This window comes from Bacillus sp. 01N45 (assembly GCF_056399205.1).
In genome coordinates this window covers 154,154-167,898 of the sequence record NZ_JBFTQW010000004.1, presented here as the reverse complement: position 1 = coordinate 167,898, position 13,745 = coordinate 154,154, and the positions used below count along the sequence as shown (strand labels likewise).

At 36.2% G+C, this 13,745-nt stretch carries 14 protein-coding genes; 7 read left to right on the top strand and 7 right to left on the bottom strand.

Features of this window, described 5'->3' with window-relative positions:
- Nucleotides 1-59: 59 nt before the first annotated feature.
- Together gntK and AC1DMU_RS11350 are read left to right on the top strand one after the other, a co-directional pair.
- Nucleotides 60-1,601: a gluconokinase gene (gene gntK / locus AC1DMU_RS11355; RefSeq protein WP_088064069.1), complete on the top strand. Its 1,542-nt coding sequence runs from the start codon at nt 60-62 to the stop codon at nt 1,599-1,601.
- Nucleotides 1,602-1,737: 136 nt separating this feature from the next.
- A complete protein-coding gene (locus tag AC1DMU_RS11350; RefSeq protein ID WP_142291807.1) occupies nt 1,738-2,799 on the top strand; it encodes a lactonase family protein in 1,062 nt (353 codons plus the stop codon).
- Between the two features lie 68 nt (nt 2,800-2,867).
- Here AC1DMU_RS11350 and AC1DMU_RS11345 read toward each other — a convergent pair whose 3' ends face one another.
- Entirely contained in the window at nt 2,868-3,044 is a 177-nt protein-coding gene (locus AC1DMU_RS11345; protein WP_060487780.1) for a DUF1272 domain-containing protein, read from the bottom strand.
- Nucleotides 3,045-3,239: 195 nt separating this feature from the next.
- On the opposite strand from AC1DMU_RS11345, the gene AC1DMU_RS11340 reads away from it, so the two are divergent.
- Complete coding sequence (locus tag AC1DMU_RS11340) at nt 3,240-4,061, top strand: pentapeptide repeat-containing protein (RefSeq protein WP_088064067.1); 822 nt, start codon at nt 3,240-3,242, stop codon at nt 4,059-4,061.
- A gap of 43 nt (nt 4,062-4,104) precedes the next feature.
- On the opposite strand, the gene AC1DMU_RS11335 is transcribed toward AC1DMU_RS11340, so the two are convergent.
- Complete coding sequence (locus AC1DMU_RS11335; protein WP_088064066.1) at nt 4,105-4,989, bottom strand: DMT family transporter; 885 nt, start codon at nt 4,987-4,989, stop codon at nt 4,105-4,107.
- A 327-nt stretch (nt 4,990-5,316) separates the two neighbouring features.
- Here AC1DMU_RS11335 and AC1DMU_RS11330 point away from each other — a divergent pair, with 327 nt between their 5' ends.
- Nucleotides 5,317-6,102, top strand: a complete 786-nt coding sequence (locus AC1DMU_RS11330; protein WP_088064065.1) for a glycosyltransferase family 2 protein — start codon at nt 5,317-5,319, stop codon at nt 6,100-6,102.
- Here AC1DMU_RS11330 and AC1DMU_RS11325 read toward each other — a convergent pair.
- The 5 genes from AC1DMU_RS11325 to AC1DMU_RS11305 all read right to left on the bottom strand — a co-directional run bounded on the left by AC1DMU_RS11325 (nt 6,071) and on the right by AC1DMU_RS11305 (nt 10,960).
- Nucleotides 6,071-6,994, bottom strand: a complete 924-nt coding sequence (locus tag AC1DMU_RS11325; RefSeq protein WP_048546522.1) for an NAD-dependent epimerase/dehydratase family protein — start codon at nt 6,992-6,994, stop codon at nt 6,071-6,073. The genes AC1DMU_RS11330 and AC1DMU_RS11325 overlap by 32 nt on opposite strands.
- The gene (locus AC1DMU_RS11320) at nt 6,991-8,214 is read right to left on the bottom strand and encodes a class I SAM-dependent methyltransferase (protein WP_048546519.1); all 1,224 of its coding nucleotides are present in this window, start codon (nt 8,212-8,214) and stop codon (nt 6,991-6,993) included. The genes AC1DMU_RS11325 and AC1DMU_RS11320 overlap by 4 nt, the downstream gene beginning before the upstream one ends.
- A gap of 12 nt (nt 8,215-8,226) precedes the next feature.
- Nucleotides 8,227-9,282, bottom strand: a complete 1,056-nt coding sequence (gene rfbG, locus AC1DMU_RS11315; RefSeq protein ID WP_048546516.1) for a CDP-glucose 4,6-dehydratase — start codon at nt 9,280-9,282, stop codon at nt 8,227-8,229.
- 1 nt (nt 9,283) lies between these two features.
- A complete protein-coding gene (gene rfbF, locus AC1DMU_RS11310) occupies nt 9,284-10,051 on the bottom strand; it encodes a glucose-1-phosphate cytidylyltransferase (RefSeq protein ID WP_046957912.1) in 768 nt (255 codons plus the stop codon).
- 114 nt (nt 10,052-10,165) lie between these two features.
- The gene (locus tag AC1DMU_RS11305; RefSeq protein ID WP_048546514.1) at nt 10,166-10,960 is read right to left on the bottom strand and encodes a glycosyltransferase family 2 protein; all 795 of its coding nucleotides are present in this window, start codon (nt 10,958-10,960) and stop codon (nt 10,166-10,168) included.
- 276 nt (nt 10,961-11,236) lie between these two features.
- Between AC1DMU_RS11305 and AC1DMU_RS11300 the strand changes: the two genes are divergently transcribed.
- The 3 genes from AC1DMU_RS11300 to AC1DMU_RS11290 all read left to right on the top strand — a co-directional run bounded on the left by AC1DMU_RS11300 (nt 11,237) and on the right by AC1DMU_RS11290 (nt 13,560).
- The gene (locus tag AC1DMU_RS11300; RefSeq protein WP_000285638.1) at nt 11,237-11,644 is read left to right on the top strand and encodes a MerR family transcriptional regulator; all 408 of its coding nucleotides are present in this window, start codon (nt 11,237-11,239) and stop codon (nt 11,642-11,644) included.
- Between the two features lie 121 nt (nt 11,645-11,765).
- Nucleotides 11,766-13,094, top strand: coding sequence for a hemolysin family protein (locus AC1DMU_RS11295; protein WP_046957914.1), 1,329 nt, complete (start codon nt 11,766-11,768; stop codon nt 13,092-13,094).
- A 52-nt stretch (nt 13,095-13,146) separates the two neighbouring features.
- Entirely contained in the window at nt 13,147-13,560 is a 414-nt protein-coding gene (locus AC1DMU_RS11290) for an ATP synthase subunit I (protein WP_048546511.1), read from the top strand.
- The last annotated feature ends 185 nt before the right edge of the window (nt 13,561-13,745 follow it).

Here is a 13,745-nt window from a genome sequence, read left to right as displayed (position 1 = left end):
CGTCTTTTTGTAGACACCATGGTGCTCGTTTGTTATAGGAATGATTTGAAAGGGGTTACATAGTGAGTTCGAAATATATGATTGGTGTAGATATTGGGACAACTAGTACAAAAGCAGTTTTGTTTTCGATCGATGGATCTGTAATTGCAAGCTATGGGATTGAATATCCTTTATATTCGCCCGCACCAGAAATAGCAGAACAAGATCCAGAAGAGATTTTTCAAGCAGTCATACATACGATTAAAGAGACTATACAATCAAGTAATGTACAGCCAGTTGATATTCTTTGTGTTTCTTTTAGTTCGGCAATGCATAGTGTCATTGTTGTAGACGAAGCAGGGAAGCCGTTAACGAGATGCATTACTTGGGCAGATAATAGAAGTGCAAGTTGGGCAGAAAAAATAAAGAATGATATGAATGGTCATGAAATTTACCTTCGTACTGGAACACCAACCCATCCTATGTCACCACTTTCGAAATTAGTTTGGCTTAAAAATGAACATGCTGATTTATTTGCAAATAGCTATAAATTCATTTCTATTAAAGAATATGTTTTCTATAAGTTATTTAAGGAATATGTAATTGATTATTCTATAGCATCAGCAACAGGAATGTTCAATTTGAAATCTTTAAAATGGGATGAAGAAGCTCTTCGTGTTGCAGGAATTTCGGAGGGAAAGCTTTCTAAACTCGTTCCAACTACGCACACCTTAATAGGATTAGATGAAGAATTTGCAAGAGAGATGAATGTACTTGTTACTACTCCTTTTATAATAGGAGCGAGTGATGGAGTACTATCGAATTTAGGTGTGAATGCAATAAAACCTGGAGTAGTTGCTATTACAATTGGTACGAGCGGTGCAGTGCGAGTTGTCACAAATCATCCTGTAACGGATCCGAAGGGTAGGACTTTTTGTTATGCGTTAACTGAGGACCTTTGGGTAATTGGTGGACCGGTGAATAATGGTGGTATGATTTTTAGGTGGGTTCGTGACCAATTATGTGCGTTAGAAGTTGAGCATGGGAAGCGCTTAGGAAAAGATCCTTATGAATTGCTTACTGAAATAGCAGCAAAAGTTAATCCTGGATCTGATGGTTTATTATTTCATCCGTATTTAGCAGGAGAAAGAGCTCCTTTATGGAATGCGAATGCGCGGGGGTCTTTCTTTGGGCTTGGACTACATCATAAGAAAGAGCATCTTATCCGTGCTGTTTTAGAGGGAATCATTTATAACTTGTATACAGTTCTTCTTGCTTTAAAAGAGCTAATTGGCGAACCGAAAAAAATTCAAGCGACAGGTGGCTTTGCAAGATCGGAACTTTGGAGACAGATGATGGCAGATATTTTTCATCAAGACGTATATGTTCCTGAAAGTTTCGAAAGCTCTTGTCTAGGAGCAGCTATCCTTGGTTTATATAGTTTAGGTGAAATAAATACATTACATGTAGTTTCTAATATGGTAGGTGCCAATTTTTATCATGAGCCAAACATGGAAAGTGTGGAGAAATATAAAGAATTAATACCGATCTATATTCGTTTGGCCCGTCACTTGGAAGAAGAATATGAAAGTATAGCAGCTTTTCAGAAAAAATGGGTTTAGAGGTTATTTGGCAGAAAAATATGGTAACTTATAAAGAGGTACTCCGATTTTTTAGGATATTCTTTCAATCAAAAATAGTTTTATGAACTTGGTAAGAAGTATGATGAACAAAAACTATAGGGAGAGGGTTATGAAAATGACGGATAACAAAGAGTTTATTGGATATGTTGGAACGTACACGAAAGAAAATAGTGAAGGGATATATACTTTTACTTTAAATACAGAAGCACAAAAAGTTAGTAATGTAACGCTTGCGGCTAAGCTGGATAACCCTACATATGTAACGATTAGCAAAAATAATCAATATCTCTATTCTGTTGTTAAGGAAGGCGAAGCTGGTGGTGTAGCTGCTTATTCGATTAACAGTTATACAGGAGAGCTAACGGAACAAAACAGACAAGTAGTAGAAGGGGCTTCTCCTTGTCATATTAGTGTGGATAGTGAAAACGGTACGGTAGTTACAGCAAATTACCATAAAGGAACAATTGAGTCTTTCGTAGTTAATGAAGAAGATGGAACTGTAAATCCTGTTACATCGATTATGGCAAATGAAGGTTCTGGTCCAAATAAAGAAAGACAAGAAAAACCACATGCGCATTACGCGGGATATACTCCTGATGAAAAATATGTGGTAGGCGTTGATTTAGGAATTGATAAAATCATTACGTATGAAATAAAAGATAGTAAGTTAAAGGAAGTGAATAGCTTGTCTGTGAACCCAGGAAGTGGTCCTAGACATATTACTTTTCACCCGAACGGAAAGTATGCGTATGTAATGACTGAACTTAGTTCGGAAGTTATTGCATTATCATATAATCCGGAAGAAGGGTCCTTTACAGAGTTGCAGTATATTTCTACCGTTCCAAAAGAATTTGATGACAATAGTCAAGGAAGTGCGATTCATATTTCTTCTGACGGCCGTTTTGTGTATGCGGCGAATCGCGGTCATAATAGTATTGCTGTTTTCAGTATGGATCAAAATTCAGGCCAGCTTACATTTGTTGCACATACATCTACAGAAGGAAATTGGCCGAGGGACTTTGTATTAGACCCGACTGAAAAGTTTCTTATTGCTACAAATGAAAAGTCACATAACCTTGTGCTATTTTCAAGAAATGAAACGACAGGAAAATTAACACTGCTACAGTCTGATGTTGTTGTACCAGAGCCTGTTTGTGTGAAGTTTTTGAACGTTTAATTTGTGATTGGTAGAATTTCTATATATCCCAAAAACAGTAAAAAAGCAAAGCGATATCGCTTTGCTTTTTATTGTTTCTTTTTCGGTCTACGTACTAATTCGCCGCCGCAGTTTGGGCAAACGTTGTGTCTTTCTTCTGTACACGGTGCACAAAATGTACATTCATACACGCAAATGTAGGCTTCGGAATTTGATTCGAGAGATTGATCGCAAATTTGACAGTTTGTTTTCATTTCGAGTGCCATAGTAAGTCTCCTTTTAGTTTGAATATTTATAATTTAATTATAATTCATTAGATAGAAGCTGTCTTTTTCAATTGAAAGGAAATCGAATGATAAAGTTATGATTTGAAATGAAAGAAGCTCATTTATTTTTAAATTGATTATTTAATAAGGTTGGAATATTATGAAATAGTCAAAAGACAACAGGGGGTATATATTTTGACTAATCATAACGATCATTTAAAAGCAGACTGCGAAAAATGCTTCGGTTTATGTTGCGTGGCGTTACCGTTCGCAGCATCGGTAGATTTTGCGGTGAATAAAGATGGCGGGAAGCCATGTTCTAACTTACAAACAGATTTTAAATGTAGCATACATAAAAATCTTAGAGGAAAAGGTTATAAAGGTTGTACAGTGTTTGAGTGTTTTGGTGCTGGGCAGAAGATTTCGCAAGTTACGTTTAACGGGATTGATTGGCGGAAAGATGCTAAGCATGCGAGAAAAATGTACGATGCTTTTCCAGTTATGCATCAGCTTCATGAAATACTGTGGTATTTGAATGAGGCGATTCTTTTACAGGCGACACAATCGATTCATAAAGAACTAAGTAAAGCAATTGGAGAGACAGAGCGCTTATCAAATTTAAATGCGGACGAGTTAATGAAAGTAAATATTCCATTACACCGTGCGGAAGTAAATGTGTTACTTTTAGAAACGAGTGAGCTAGTTTGGAAGGAAATGAATGCCGCGCGTAAGAAACGAATTAGTCACCGCGGAGCAGACCTTATGGGAGCAAATTTGAAGAATAAAGATTTACAAGGAGCGAATTTAAGAGGAGCTTATTTAATTGCGGCTAACTTAAATGGAGCAGATTTAAGAGGAGCAGATCTTATCGGAGCAGATTTGCGAGATGCAGATATTCGCGGGGCGGATTTCACAAATAGTATTTTTCTGACGCAAGTTCAAATTAATGCAGCGAAAGGGGATAAACATACGAAATTACCGAAAGTGTTGTCCCGTCCATCGCATTGGAGTGCGTAAAGAATGTGGAACAGGCAGAGATTAAGAATCTCTGCCTGTTTTTTCATTTCTTTTCAAAAGTAGTAATGAAAACACTACATATAATAAGAATACCACCAATAAAAAAGTTAATATTTAATGTCTCATTTAAGAGTAACCAACCAAGCAATGATCCGACGATAGGTTGGAAGAAGAAAAATAAGGAACCGATGCTTGCGTCCATTAATTCTAACCCTTTATTCCAAAGGAAAAAGGCACCTGCCGTTGAGACGACTCCTAAATATACTACGCCTAATATTACGTACGTGTTTACTGTTTCGATAGAGGTTGATTGTAGTTCCCATATCATAAAAGGTGTAATGAAAAAGAGTGAAAAGAATATGGCGTACGTTGTGATAACTAAGGATGAAAATCGAGTTGAAGCAATCTTCACATAAATGGATAGTAAAGCCCACGTAATAGCGGCCCCAACTAAAATGATTGTACCGATAAAATAGGAGCCAATTTCAATATCCCATCCAATGACGATAATTACACCGATTGTCGCTATGATAGTAGATAGCAGTCTACGAGCGGTTAGTTTTTCTTTTAAAATGATCGCTGCAAATATAACCATAAATGCAGGTGTAGCTGATGTTACTAAAGAGCCTGTATGAGCGTCAGATAATTTTGTTCCGATAAATTGACAAGTAATCGAAATGAAATAGCCGATAAATCCAATCCAGGCGAAGAGTAGCCAATCTTTTTTGTGAATGGTTACTTTTTTCTTTTGCTTTTTCTCAGCTATTTTCAAAATGAAATATAAAACAACGAAAGCGATAATAAAGCGTAGCCAAACGAGTGTCAGTGGTGGGATAAAGTCGAGTACATATTTGCTAACAACATACATACCGCCCCATATACTAGCTGCTAGTGATAAACATATAGCTCCTAAAATTGTTTGTTTCATGTAAAGTACCTCCGTCTATTTTTAGGGTTTTATGAGTTCCCTAAGACGAGGCATAGTGTTAAGTGTTATATGAATGCCCGCCTTAGTTTATAGACGGCTTACAGGTTGATCGTTTTCGAATGAAGTGTTGTAGTACATGAGTGCATTCCTCCTTCATAATTTAATAAAGATATTATAACTTAATTTTCAGTTTATTGGGATGTTTCTTTAGAAAATGGTGGTTGTCTAAGAAAGCATAGTATATGGTAGAAAAACATATTTTAAAAATAAAAGAAACCAATTACATAACTGATAAGTATAGTAAGAGTAGGATGAAAAAGTAGATTAATAGAGAACGAGGAGGAGATTGTTATAACTACAACCGTTATTTCTCATTTTTACAATGAAGAGTATTTATTACCGTGGTGGCTTGCTCATCATACGAAACTGTTTGATCATGGCATTTTAATTAATAAAGGTTCAACAGATCGTTCGGTTGAAATTTGTAAAAAATTCGCACCACACTGGGAAGTACGAGATTCTGCAAATCCAGAATTTGATGCATTAGCGACAGATCATGAAGTGATGAGGATAGAACAAGAAGTAAAAGGATGGAAAATAATTTTAAATACGACCGAGTTTCTTTGTGTGCAAGATAAAAATCAGTTTTGGAAATCCCTGAATGAATTGGGAGGGAGGATGTATTGGCTGGAAGGGCTTATTATGGTCGATGATCTTAACTATAATTATCCGGACCTTAACTTTGGAATACCTTTAATGAAACAGCGATTTCATGGTTATTTACCAGAAGATTGGGCGTTATGGAGAAGAGGTAGATTTATTCATAATCATGAACACGGAAGTTATACGGTTGGGAGACATTTATCTGCACATGAATCTATGATTTATCCGCCACTTGCGTGTATTGCATGGTTTGGTTTCAGCCCTTGGAACGATGCGATGAGAAAGAGGAAATTACAAATTGGCCCGACTCTTTCTGAAGCTAGTAAGCATGGGGGAATGGGAACACATCATATTATTACACCTGAAAAATTAGAAGAATGGTATAAGGATTTAGCGAGAGGGACGAAGGATTTGCGTTTTAGTGGTGCGTATCGTTATGTTTTTTTATAAATGATTCCCACCATAAAATTGTTTCTTCGATCCCAGTATTTAGATCGTATGTTGGTTTCCAATTTACTTCAGTTTTTAAACGCTCTACATTAACGCCGACGAATAAAGGTTCATCTTTAGAGAAAGGAATCGTACCTAGTTTAATTAAATGTTCTTTTCCTAACTTTTTAGCAATGATAGAAGCTAATTCTTTAATTTGTACAGATTGACCAGAAGCGATATTGATTGTGCCTGTAACGCCATGTTCTAATACTGTTACGAGAGCATCAGCGACGTCGCTCACATGGAGGAAATCTCTTGATTGTTTTCCATGTGTACATAGTGCTTCCTCATTTTTTAATAAGGAAGTGATAATGTTAGAAACGAGCCGATTCCCTTGTTCGTGAGGGCCATACATATGAAAGATGCGGCCCCAACACATGCTGAGGCCGGTTTGCTCAGCGTACGTTTGTAGCCAAGAGTGTAGTGCGTTTTTACATAATGCATACGGTGTTTTATAGGAAAGAAGCGGTGAATCTTCAAATAGTACGCCGTTAAACCATTCGTACTCTGCGCCGGTGCCGGCAACAACGACTCGCTTTCCGCCGCATGTTGTGAAGTGCTGAATCAATGAGATGCTGGATGTAAGCCAATAGTAATTATTAATAGATACATAACAAGCTGGCGGCACTGCTTCCCAAGCTAAATGAATGAGATGACTAGGCTTCATGTCGTAAATGAGTTTTTTTACTTCTTCATCACAAAGTAAGTTTACTTTATGCCAGTGGCAAGGGATGTGAGAAGGCTTCTTTGTATGATAAGTGGCGTGCACCTCATAGCCCCTTTGTATAAGAGAATTTACAACATATTTACCAATCCATCCACTACCGCCTGTTACAAGAATTTTTTTCATGGCTCAATTACCTCAACTTCTGGAATGGTTACTAAAAATTTGCCGCCCCATTCACGAATGAAAGAGCATTCTTTCATAATTTCATCTTTCAAATTCCAAGGGAGTATGAGAATGTAATCAGGTTTTGTACGCTTAATTTCTTCTGGAGATTTTATTGGAATGCGTGTTCCTGGTAGTAGGAGATTTTGTTTGTGAGGGTTTTTATCTACTGTATAAGCTAAAAATTCTTTTCCTATTCCGCAATAATTTAAAAGGGTGTTTCCTTTAGCTGGTGCACCGTAACCAATAATTTGTTTGTTTAAAGCTTTTGCTTCGATAAAAAACTTTAAAATATTTATTTTCAATTGCTCGATGCGTTTAGAAAAAAGGAGATAACAATCTAATGTATTTAGCCCGTGATCTACTTCTTTTTCGATTAATTTTGTAACACTGGAATGGATAGTGGATTTGTCGCTATGATGTTTTACAAAAATACGTAAGGAACCACCGTGCGTTGCAAGCTCTTCTACATCGACAATTTGTAAATGATGATGAGCTAAAACTTTTTGAAGACTTATAAGTGAGAAATAGGAGAAGTGCTCATGGTAGATCGTATCAAACTGTTTAAAGGATATGAGATTTAATAAGTGCGGGAATTCAATTGTTATTGTTCCGTCTTGTTTTAATAACGTTTTTAAACCAGCGACAAAATCATGTAAGTTCGGGACGTGTGCCAATACGTTATTTGCGATGATTAAATCAGCTTTTGGTAATTTTTTTGCAAAGTCATTGCTGAAAAAATTCACTTCAGTAGGAATTCCTTTTTGGATAGCGATTTCTGCTACATTTTTTGCTGGTTCAATTCCTAACGTTTCGATATTTTCTTTTTGAAAGTATTGTAATAAGTACCCGTCGTTACTCGCGATTTCAATCACTTTCGAATGATTGGTTAAGTTGAAACGCTTAATCGCCATTTCTACATATTGCTTAGCGTGTAGTAGCCAGCTTGATGAGTAAGAACTGAAGTATAAATAGTCATGAAAAATATTGTGAGGAGATTCAAATTCATCTAATTGTACGAGTAAACAAGAGGTACAGACAAACGTGTGCAGTGGATAGAATGGTTCCATTTTATATGAGTGTTCTGGATCTACAAATGAGTTAGCGAGAGGGGAAACACCTAAATCTAGAAAAGTATTTGTTAGTAATGAGTGGCAAAAACGGCATTTTTTCAGTTCCATTTTATAGCCCCCTTATAAATTTTTGAATGCATCGATTTGTTGGCGCGTGAAAGATTCCATATTTTCACCAGATGCATATTTCTTGTACCAATCAACAGTCCAAGCGATAGAGTGATCTGTTGATAACTTAGGAGTCCAACCGAGTTTATTTACTGCTTTTGTACTATCGAGTGTTAAAATAGGTGATTCATAAGGAGTGTTTGTATGAGGAGAAAGGATTGTTAGTGGTTTATTCCATAATTTCATTATAGATTGAATGACATTATGAACGGTTCTGTTAGGTTCATTTATCGGGCCGAAATTCCACGCCGCTGCAAATTCGGCGTCTTTCCAAAGTTTTTCAGCTAAAAGGATATAGCCATGTAAAGGATCTAATACGTGTTGCCACGGGCGGATAGCGTGTTTGTTTCTAATATTTAACGTAGCATCTTGTAAATATGCACGAATGACATCTGGGAATAATCGGTCTTTTGCCCAATCACCGCCGCCGATAACGTTACCTGCTCTTACTGAGGCAAGATTCTGAGTGTTAGTGCGGAAGAATGAGGTTTGATAGGAAGTCGCCACTAGTTCAGCACAAGCTTTACTAGCACTATAAGGATCGAAACCTCCTAATCGGTCACTTTCCACGAATGCACGGTTACCGCTCCCATCATTTTCATAGCATTTATCACTTGTAACATTAATGATGCCGCGTATACTTTCTATATGTTTTGCCGCTTCTAATACGTGAACAGTACCTAAAACATTCGTCTTAAATGTTTCGATAGGATTTTTGTATGAAGTGGTGACGATTGGCTGGGCAGCTAAATGAAATAGTATGTCAGGGTTATGATGTTTTAGGGCATGTAATAAAGAATCGTAATCTGTAATGTCGCCTTTAATTGTTATGCACTCTTTTGCTACGTTACATTGTTCAAAAAGGTTTGGAATGGATGGTGGATGAGAAGAATAGCCAATTACTTCTGCGCCTAAAGAAGTTAAAAAAAGGGTGAGCCATGAGCCTTTAAAGCCAGTATGTCCTGTAATAAATACTTTTTTCTTATTCCAAAAAGATGAAGAAGCCATATTACCAAACCTTCCACGGAGCGTTATTACTTTCCCATAGCTCGACTAATTTATTTTTATCGCGCAATGTATCCATCGGATGCCAAAAACCAGAATGTTGATATGCGGCTAGTTCATTTTTGTTTACTAACTGAACTAAAGTGTCTGTTTCAAAAACAGATTTATCTCCGCTAATGTAATTGAAAACATCAGGGTTTAAAACGAAAAATCCACCGTTAACCCATCCGCCATCCCCGAGTGGCTTCTCTTGGAAGGATGTGACAGACTGTTTATCTAATACGAGAGAACCGAATCTACCAGGAGGTTGTACGGCTGTAACAGTCGCCATTTTACCGTGTTTTTTATGAAATGCAATGAGTTCTTTTATATTTACATTACTTAATCCATCGCCATAAGTGAGGCAGAAAGGTTCATCCCCGACGTAATTTTGTATTTTTTTAACTCGTCCACCTGTTTCGGTATTTAGACCAGTATCAATTAATGTAACTTTCCATGGTTCAATGCGATGAGAGTGGTTCGTAATTGTATTGTCACTTAAATGTATCGTAAAATCGGACATGTGTAAGTTGTAATTTAGAAAGAATTCTTTAATTGCATATCCTTTATAGCCTAAGCAAATAATAAACTCAGTAATCCCGTAATGACTATACAAACTCATAATGTGCCATAAAATAGGCTTTGTTCCAATTTCAATCATAGGTTTTGGTTTTAAATGAGTTTCTTCCCCAATCCTTGTTCCATATCCACCTGCAAGAATAACAGCTTTCATTTTTTCCTCCTAAAATAAAAATTTATAATATATACAGTATTCATATGAAATACAAATGGTATGGTTTTTAGCTAAGTGCGTAAAAATGTGTGGAACATGATAGGGTGAGAAATGTTAAGGTTTGAATTTAGGGAATAATTGTTGATACTCAGGGTGATTACGTAGATCTTGTGTTATGTTACTAAGCTCTAAAAATCGAGTTTCGAGTTCCTCAGAGGACTGACCATAATGAGTTTGAAGGCCCATTTGAACACCCGTTTTTGAAAGAGTAGGTGTAATTTGTAATTTTCTTGCCTTTGTATGTTCGTTCCAAGGGCTAAAATAAAATTTTAAAATGAATGAAGGGGAGTTATAAACGATAGGTTGGTGCTGCGTAAAATGTCTGCCTGGTAAATATGCGCCGTTAAGATGGTTGTGTATAAATCTCCAGGCACAGCCGATTTCTGGTTTATAAGGAAAGAGCCCGTGATATCGTTGCTCTACTAACGGAATAGAATATCTTAGTTTTGAATAATTGTAATTATGCTTATCAATCATGACAATCATTCTAATTGCATACATATTTTGGCCTAACGTATGAAGTGATGAGAAAAACTCTTCTACATTGTTACAACAAAGAAATTCCGTAGTATTTAATACCATTTTCCAACCTGAAACCTCTCTTTCAATTTCCATCACCTCAATATCAGTATTAGTGGGATCGAAATCAAGGAATCTTGAATTTCGTACTTCCCAGTTGGGAGCAAATAATTTACAAATTTCAACAGAACGATCTGTAGAACCTCTATTAATTAATATGCCGTGATCAAATATTTTTGTATGATGCATAAGCCACCATGGTAATAAATACTCCTCGTTATAAAAGTGAGAGATAATTGTCCTAGTGATTTTAATCTCCTCCAGTTGCATAAATAATGATTTTATTTCAATATTATTATCATATGTTTTGAATTAAGGAAGGTTGAAAGGAATGTGTGATTCCATTTTTATATTTTGGTATCGGCATATCGAAAAAATAGTAATCTAACTATATGGATAGAGTTATAGAGTGTGAATATACTACATACTTAGATGGCATGTGAAATTTTGTATAAATTATGAATAATAAACCGTCACGTTTGACTGTACAGTTTATGTATTGTATGATGTTAGTAATATAAACAAGGGGGGAAGATCGTTGGGAAGGTGTATCGAATCGGACAGTTGGCTCTCATGGCTCACGTGTCGAAACGCACGATTGATTATTATACGAATCTAGGAATCTTAAAAGCGGAGCGATCTCAATCTAATTATCGCTATTACGATGAAACAGCATTTGAGACATTACAATTTATTGAGAAGTGCAAAGAAATGCATATGCCGCTTTGTGAGATTAAAGAGAAAATCGAGGAGAAGAAGAAGCTGCTCGGTATCAATGAACACGTTTCGAAACAAGTGAATGAAGTGACAGACCATATTCATCGATTAGAAGCAGAGTTAACGGAGTTAAAGCCGCTTTTAGATGGATTGACTGATTCACAACGTGAAAAAATATCGAAATCTTTATCTGGTCAAACGACAGCTTTAATACAGACACTTGTTCTATTATTATAGAAAAAAGTGAAATCCGACCTCTTTAATTTTTGTATCGGGCTATGTTTTCTAATGAACAAATAAGAAAACATTATAGTATACAGGAGGTGGACACCTTAGTTTTTTAAACTAAGGGGATTCATTGGAAATATTTAATTTAGTCATGGTTGCGATTTTAATCGCATTTACTGGATTTTTCGTAGCAGCAGAGTTTGCGATTGTAAAGGTACGTTCAAGTCGTATTGATCAGCTTGTTGCGGAAGGGAAACGCGGTGCTTTAGCAGCGAAAAAGGTAACAACAAATTTAGATGAATATTTATCTGCTTGTCAATTAGGTATTACAGTTACAGCTATGGGATTAGGTTGGTTAGGTGAACCGACAATTGAAAAGTTATTACACCCGTTATTTGAGAAATGGAACATAAATCCTTCTATCTCATCAGTATTAACATTTGGTCTTGCTTTTATGCTAATGACGTATCTACACGTTGTAGTAGGGGAATTAGCTCCGAAAACGATGGCAATTCAAAAGGCTGAACAAGTAACATTGTTATTGGCAGGTCCGTTAATGATGTTCTATAAAGTCATGTATCCATTTATTTGGGTATTAAACGGTTCAGCTCGTGTTGTAACTGGCTTATTCGGTTTAAAACCAGCTTCAGAACATGAAGTAGCTCATACAGAGGAAGAATTACGTCTTATCCTTTCAGATAGCTATGAAAGTGGCGAAATTAATCAGGCTGAATACAAGTATGTAAATAACATTTTTGAATTTGATAATCGTATTGCAAAAGAGATTATGGTACCGCGAACAGAAATCATTGGTTTCTACCTGGAAGATTCAGTAGAAGAACACATGAAAGTAATCCAAAATGAACGATACACACGTTATCCGATTTTTGGAGAAGATAAAGATGATATTATCGGTATGGTCAATGTAAAAGATTTCTTTATTCGATATATGAACAACGATAAAGAAGATTTATCATCGATTCGCACGTATATGCGTCCGATTATTGAAGTGATGGAAACAACTCCAATTCACGATTTATTACTTCAAATGCAGAAGAAGCGAATTCCGATGGCTGTTTTATATGATGAGTACGGAGGAACAGCCGGAATTGTAACGCTTGAAGATATCTTGGAGGAAATCGTCGGCGAAATTCGTGACGAATATGATGAAGATGAAGCACCACCAATTCAGCATGTGAATGAGCACCATAAAATCGTTGATGGAAAAGTGCTTATCTCCGAAGTGAAAGATTTATTTGGATTACACATTGAAGAAGATGATGTGGATACAATTGGTGGCTGGATTATGATGCAAAATCATGAAATTGAAGAAGGACAACACGTTGAGGCGGAAGGTTATGAATTTAAAGTGTTAGAAAAAGATGCTTACCAAATTAAACGTGTTGAAATTCGTAAGATGGAACAAGAGCAAGAAGAAGAGAAAGCAGCAACTGTGTAAGTTGCTGCTTTTCTTCTAAAGTATAAAAAATGTGAAATTAGGAGCGGATATTTTGATTCAAGCAGCCTTACGTGTATATCGATTACAATTGTATGCGATCTTTAGTGGTTTACTACTTATGTGGACGATTACTCCGTTTGGAAAACAAGTAACAGGGTTTGGTATCGGATTAGCTGTAAGTGCATATTGCCTTTGGTTATTGGCTCGCAGAGTGGAGAAACTTGGGAAAAGTATCGTAATGAAAGAAAAGGCTCCTGGATTAGGAGTTTTAAACCGATTTGCAGCAGCCATTTTAGGAGCTATTATTATGTATGAAATTGAGCATGAAATGGAAATGTGGGCATTCGGTACAGGCATTTTAGGTGGTCACTTTTTAATGATTGCGAATTTAGCTTATGCAAACGTGCAGTTAGTGAAAGAAGAAGAGAAGCAAAGAGAACAGGCTTCGAAAAACATAGAGCTATGATGAAAGGGGCCTAATGGGGTTCCTTTTTGTGTTTAAAGCGAGCTAATGAAAGGAATCAAATTTACGACAAATATAATACGCTTCTTTTTTACGTTTTTCAATAGTATGAAAAATAATAAAAAAAAATTAAAAAACCCATCGATTTCTAAAGGTTATGTATGTTATCATGACAAAAGACTTTTTGA

What these genes read in the sequence shown, in the direction of transcription:
- rfbF (WP_046957912.1), bottom strand. Translation starts at nt 10,051, where the DNA reads ATGAAAGCTGTTATTCTTGCAGGTGGATATGGAACAAGGATTGGGGAA.
- AC1DMU_RS11320 (WP_048546519.1), bottom strand. Translation starts at nt 8,214, where the DNA reads ATGGAACTGAAAAAATGCCGTTTTTGCCACTCATTACTAACAAATACT.
- AC1DMU_RS11335 (WP_088064066.1), bottom strand. Translation starts at nt 4,989, where the DNA reads ATGAAACAAACAATTTTAGGAGCTATATGTTTATCACTAGCAGCTAGT.
- AC1DMU_RS11325 (WP_048546522.1), bottom strand. Translation starts at nt 6,994, where the DNA reads ATGAAAAAAATTCTTGTAACAGGCGGTAGTGGATGGATTGGTAAATAT.
- AC1DMU_RS11345 (WP_060487780.1), bottom strand. Translation starts at nt 3,044, where the DNA reads ATGGCACTCGAAATGAAAACAAACTGTCAAATTTGCGATCAATCTCTC.
- AC1DMU_RS11305 (WP_048546514.1), bottom strand. Translation starts at nt 10,960, where the DNA reads ATGCAACTGGAGGAGATTAAAATCACTAGGACAATTATCTCTCACTTT.
- AC1DMU_RS11350 (WP_142291807.1), top strand. Translation starts at nt 1,738, where the DNA reads ATGACGGATAACAAAGAGTTTATTGGATATGTTGGAACGTACACGAAA.
- rfbG (WP_048546516.1), bottom strand. Translation starts at nt 9,282, where the DNA reads ATGGCTTCTTCATCTTTTTGGAATAAGAAAAAAGTATTTATTACAGGA.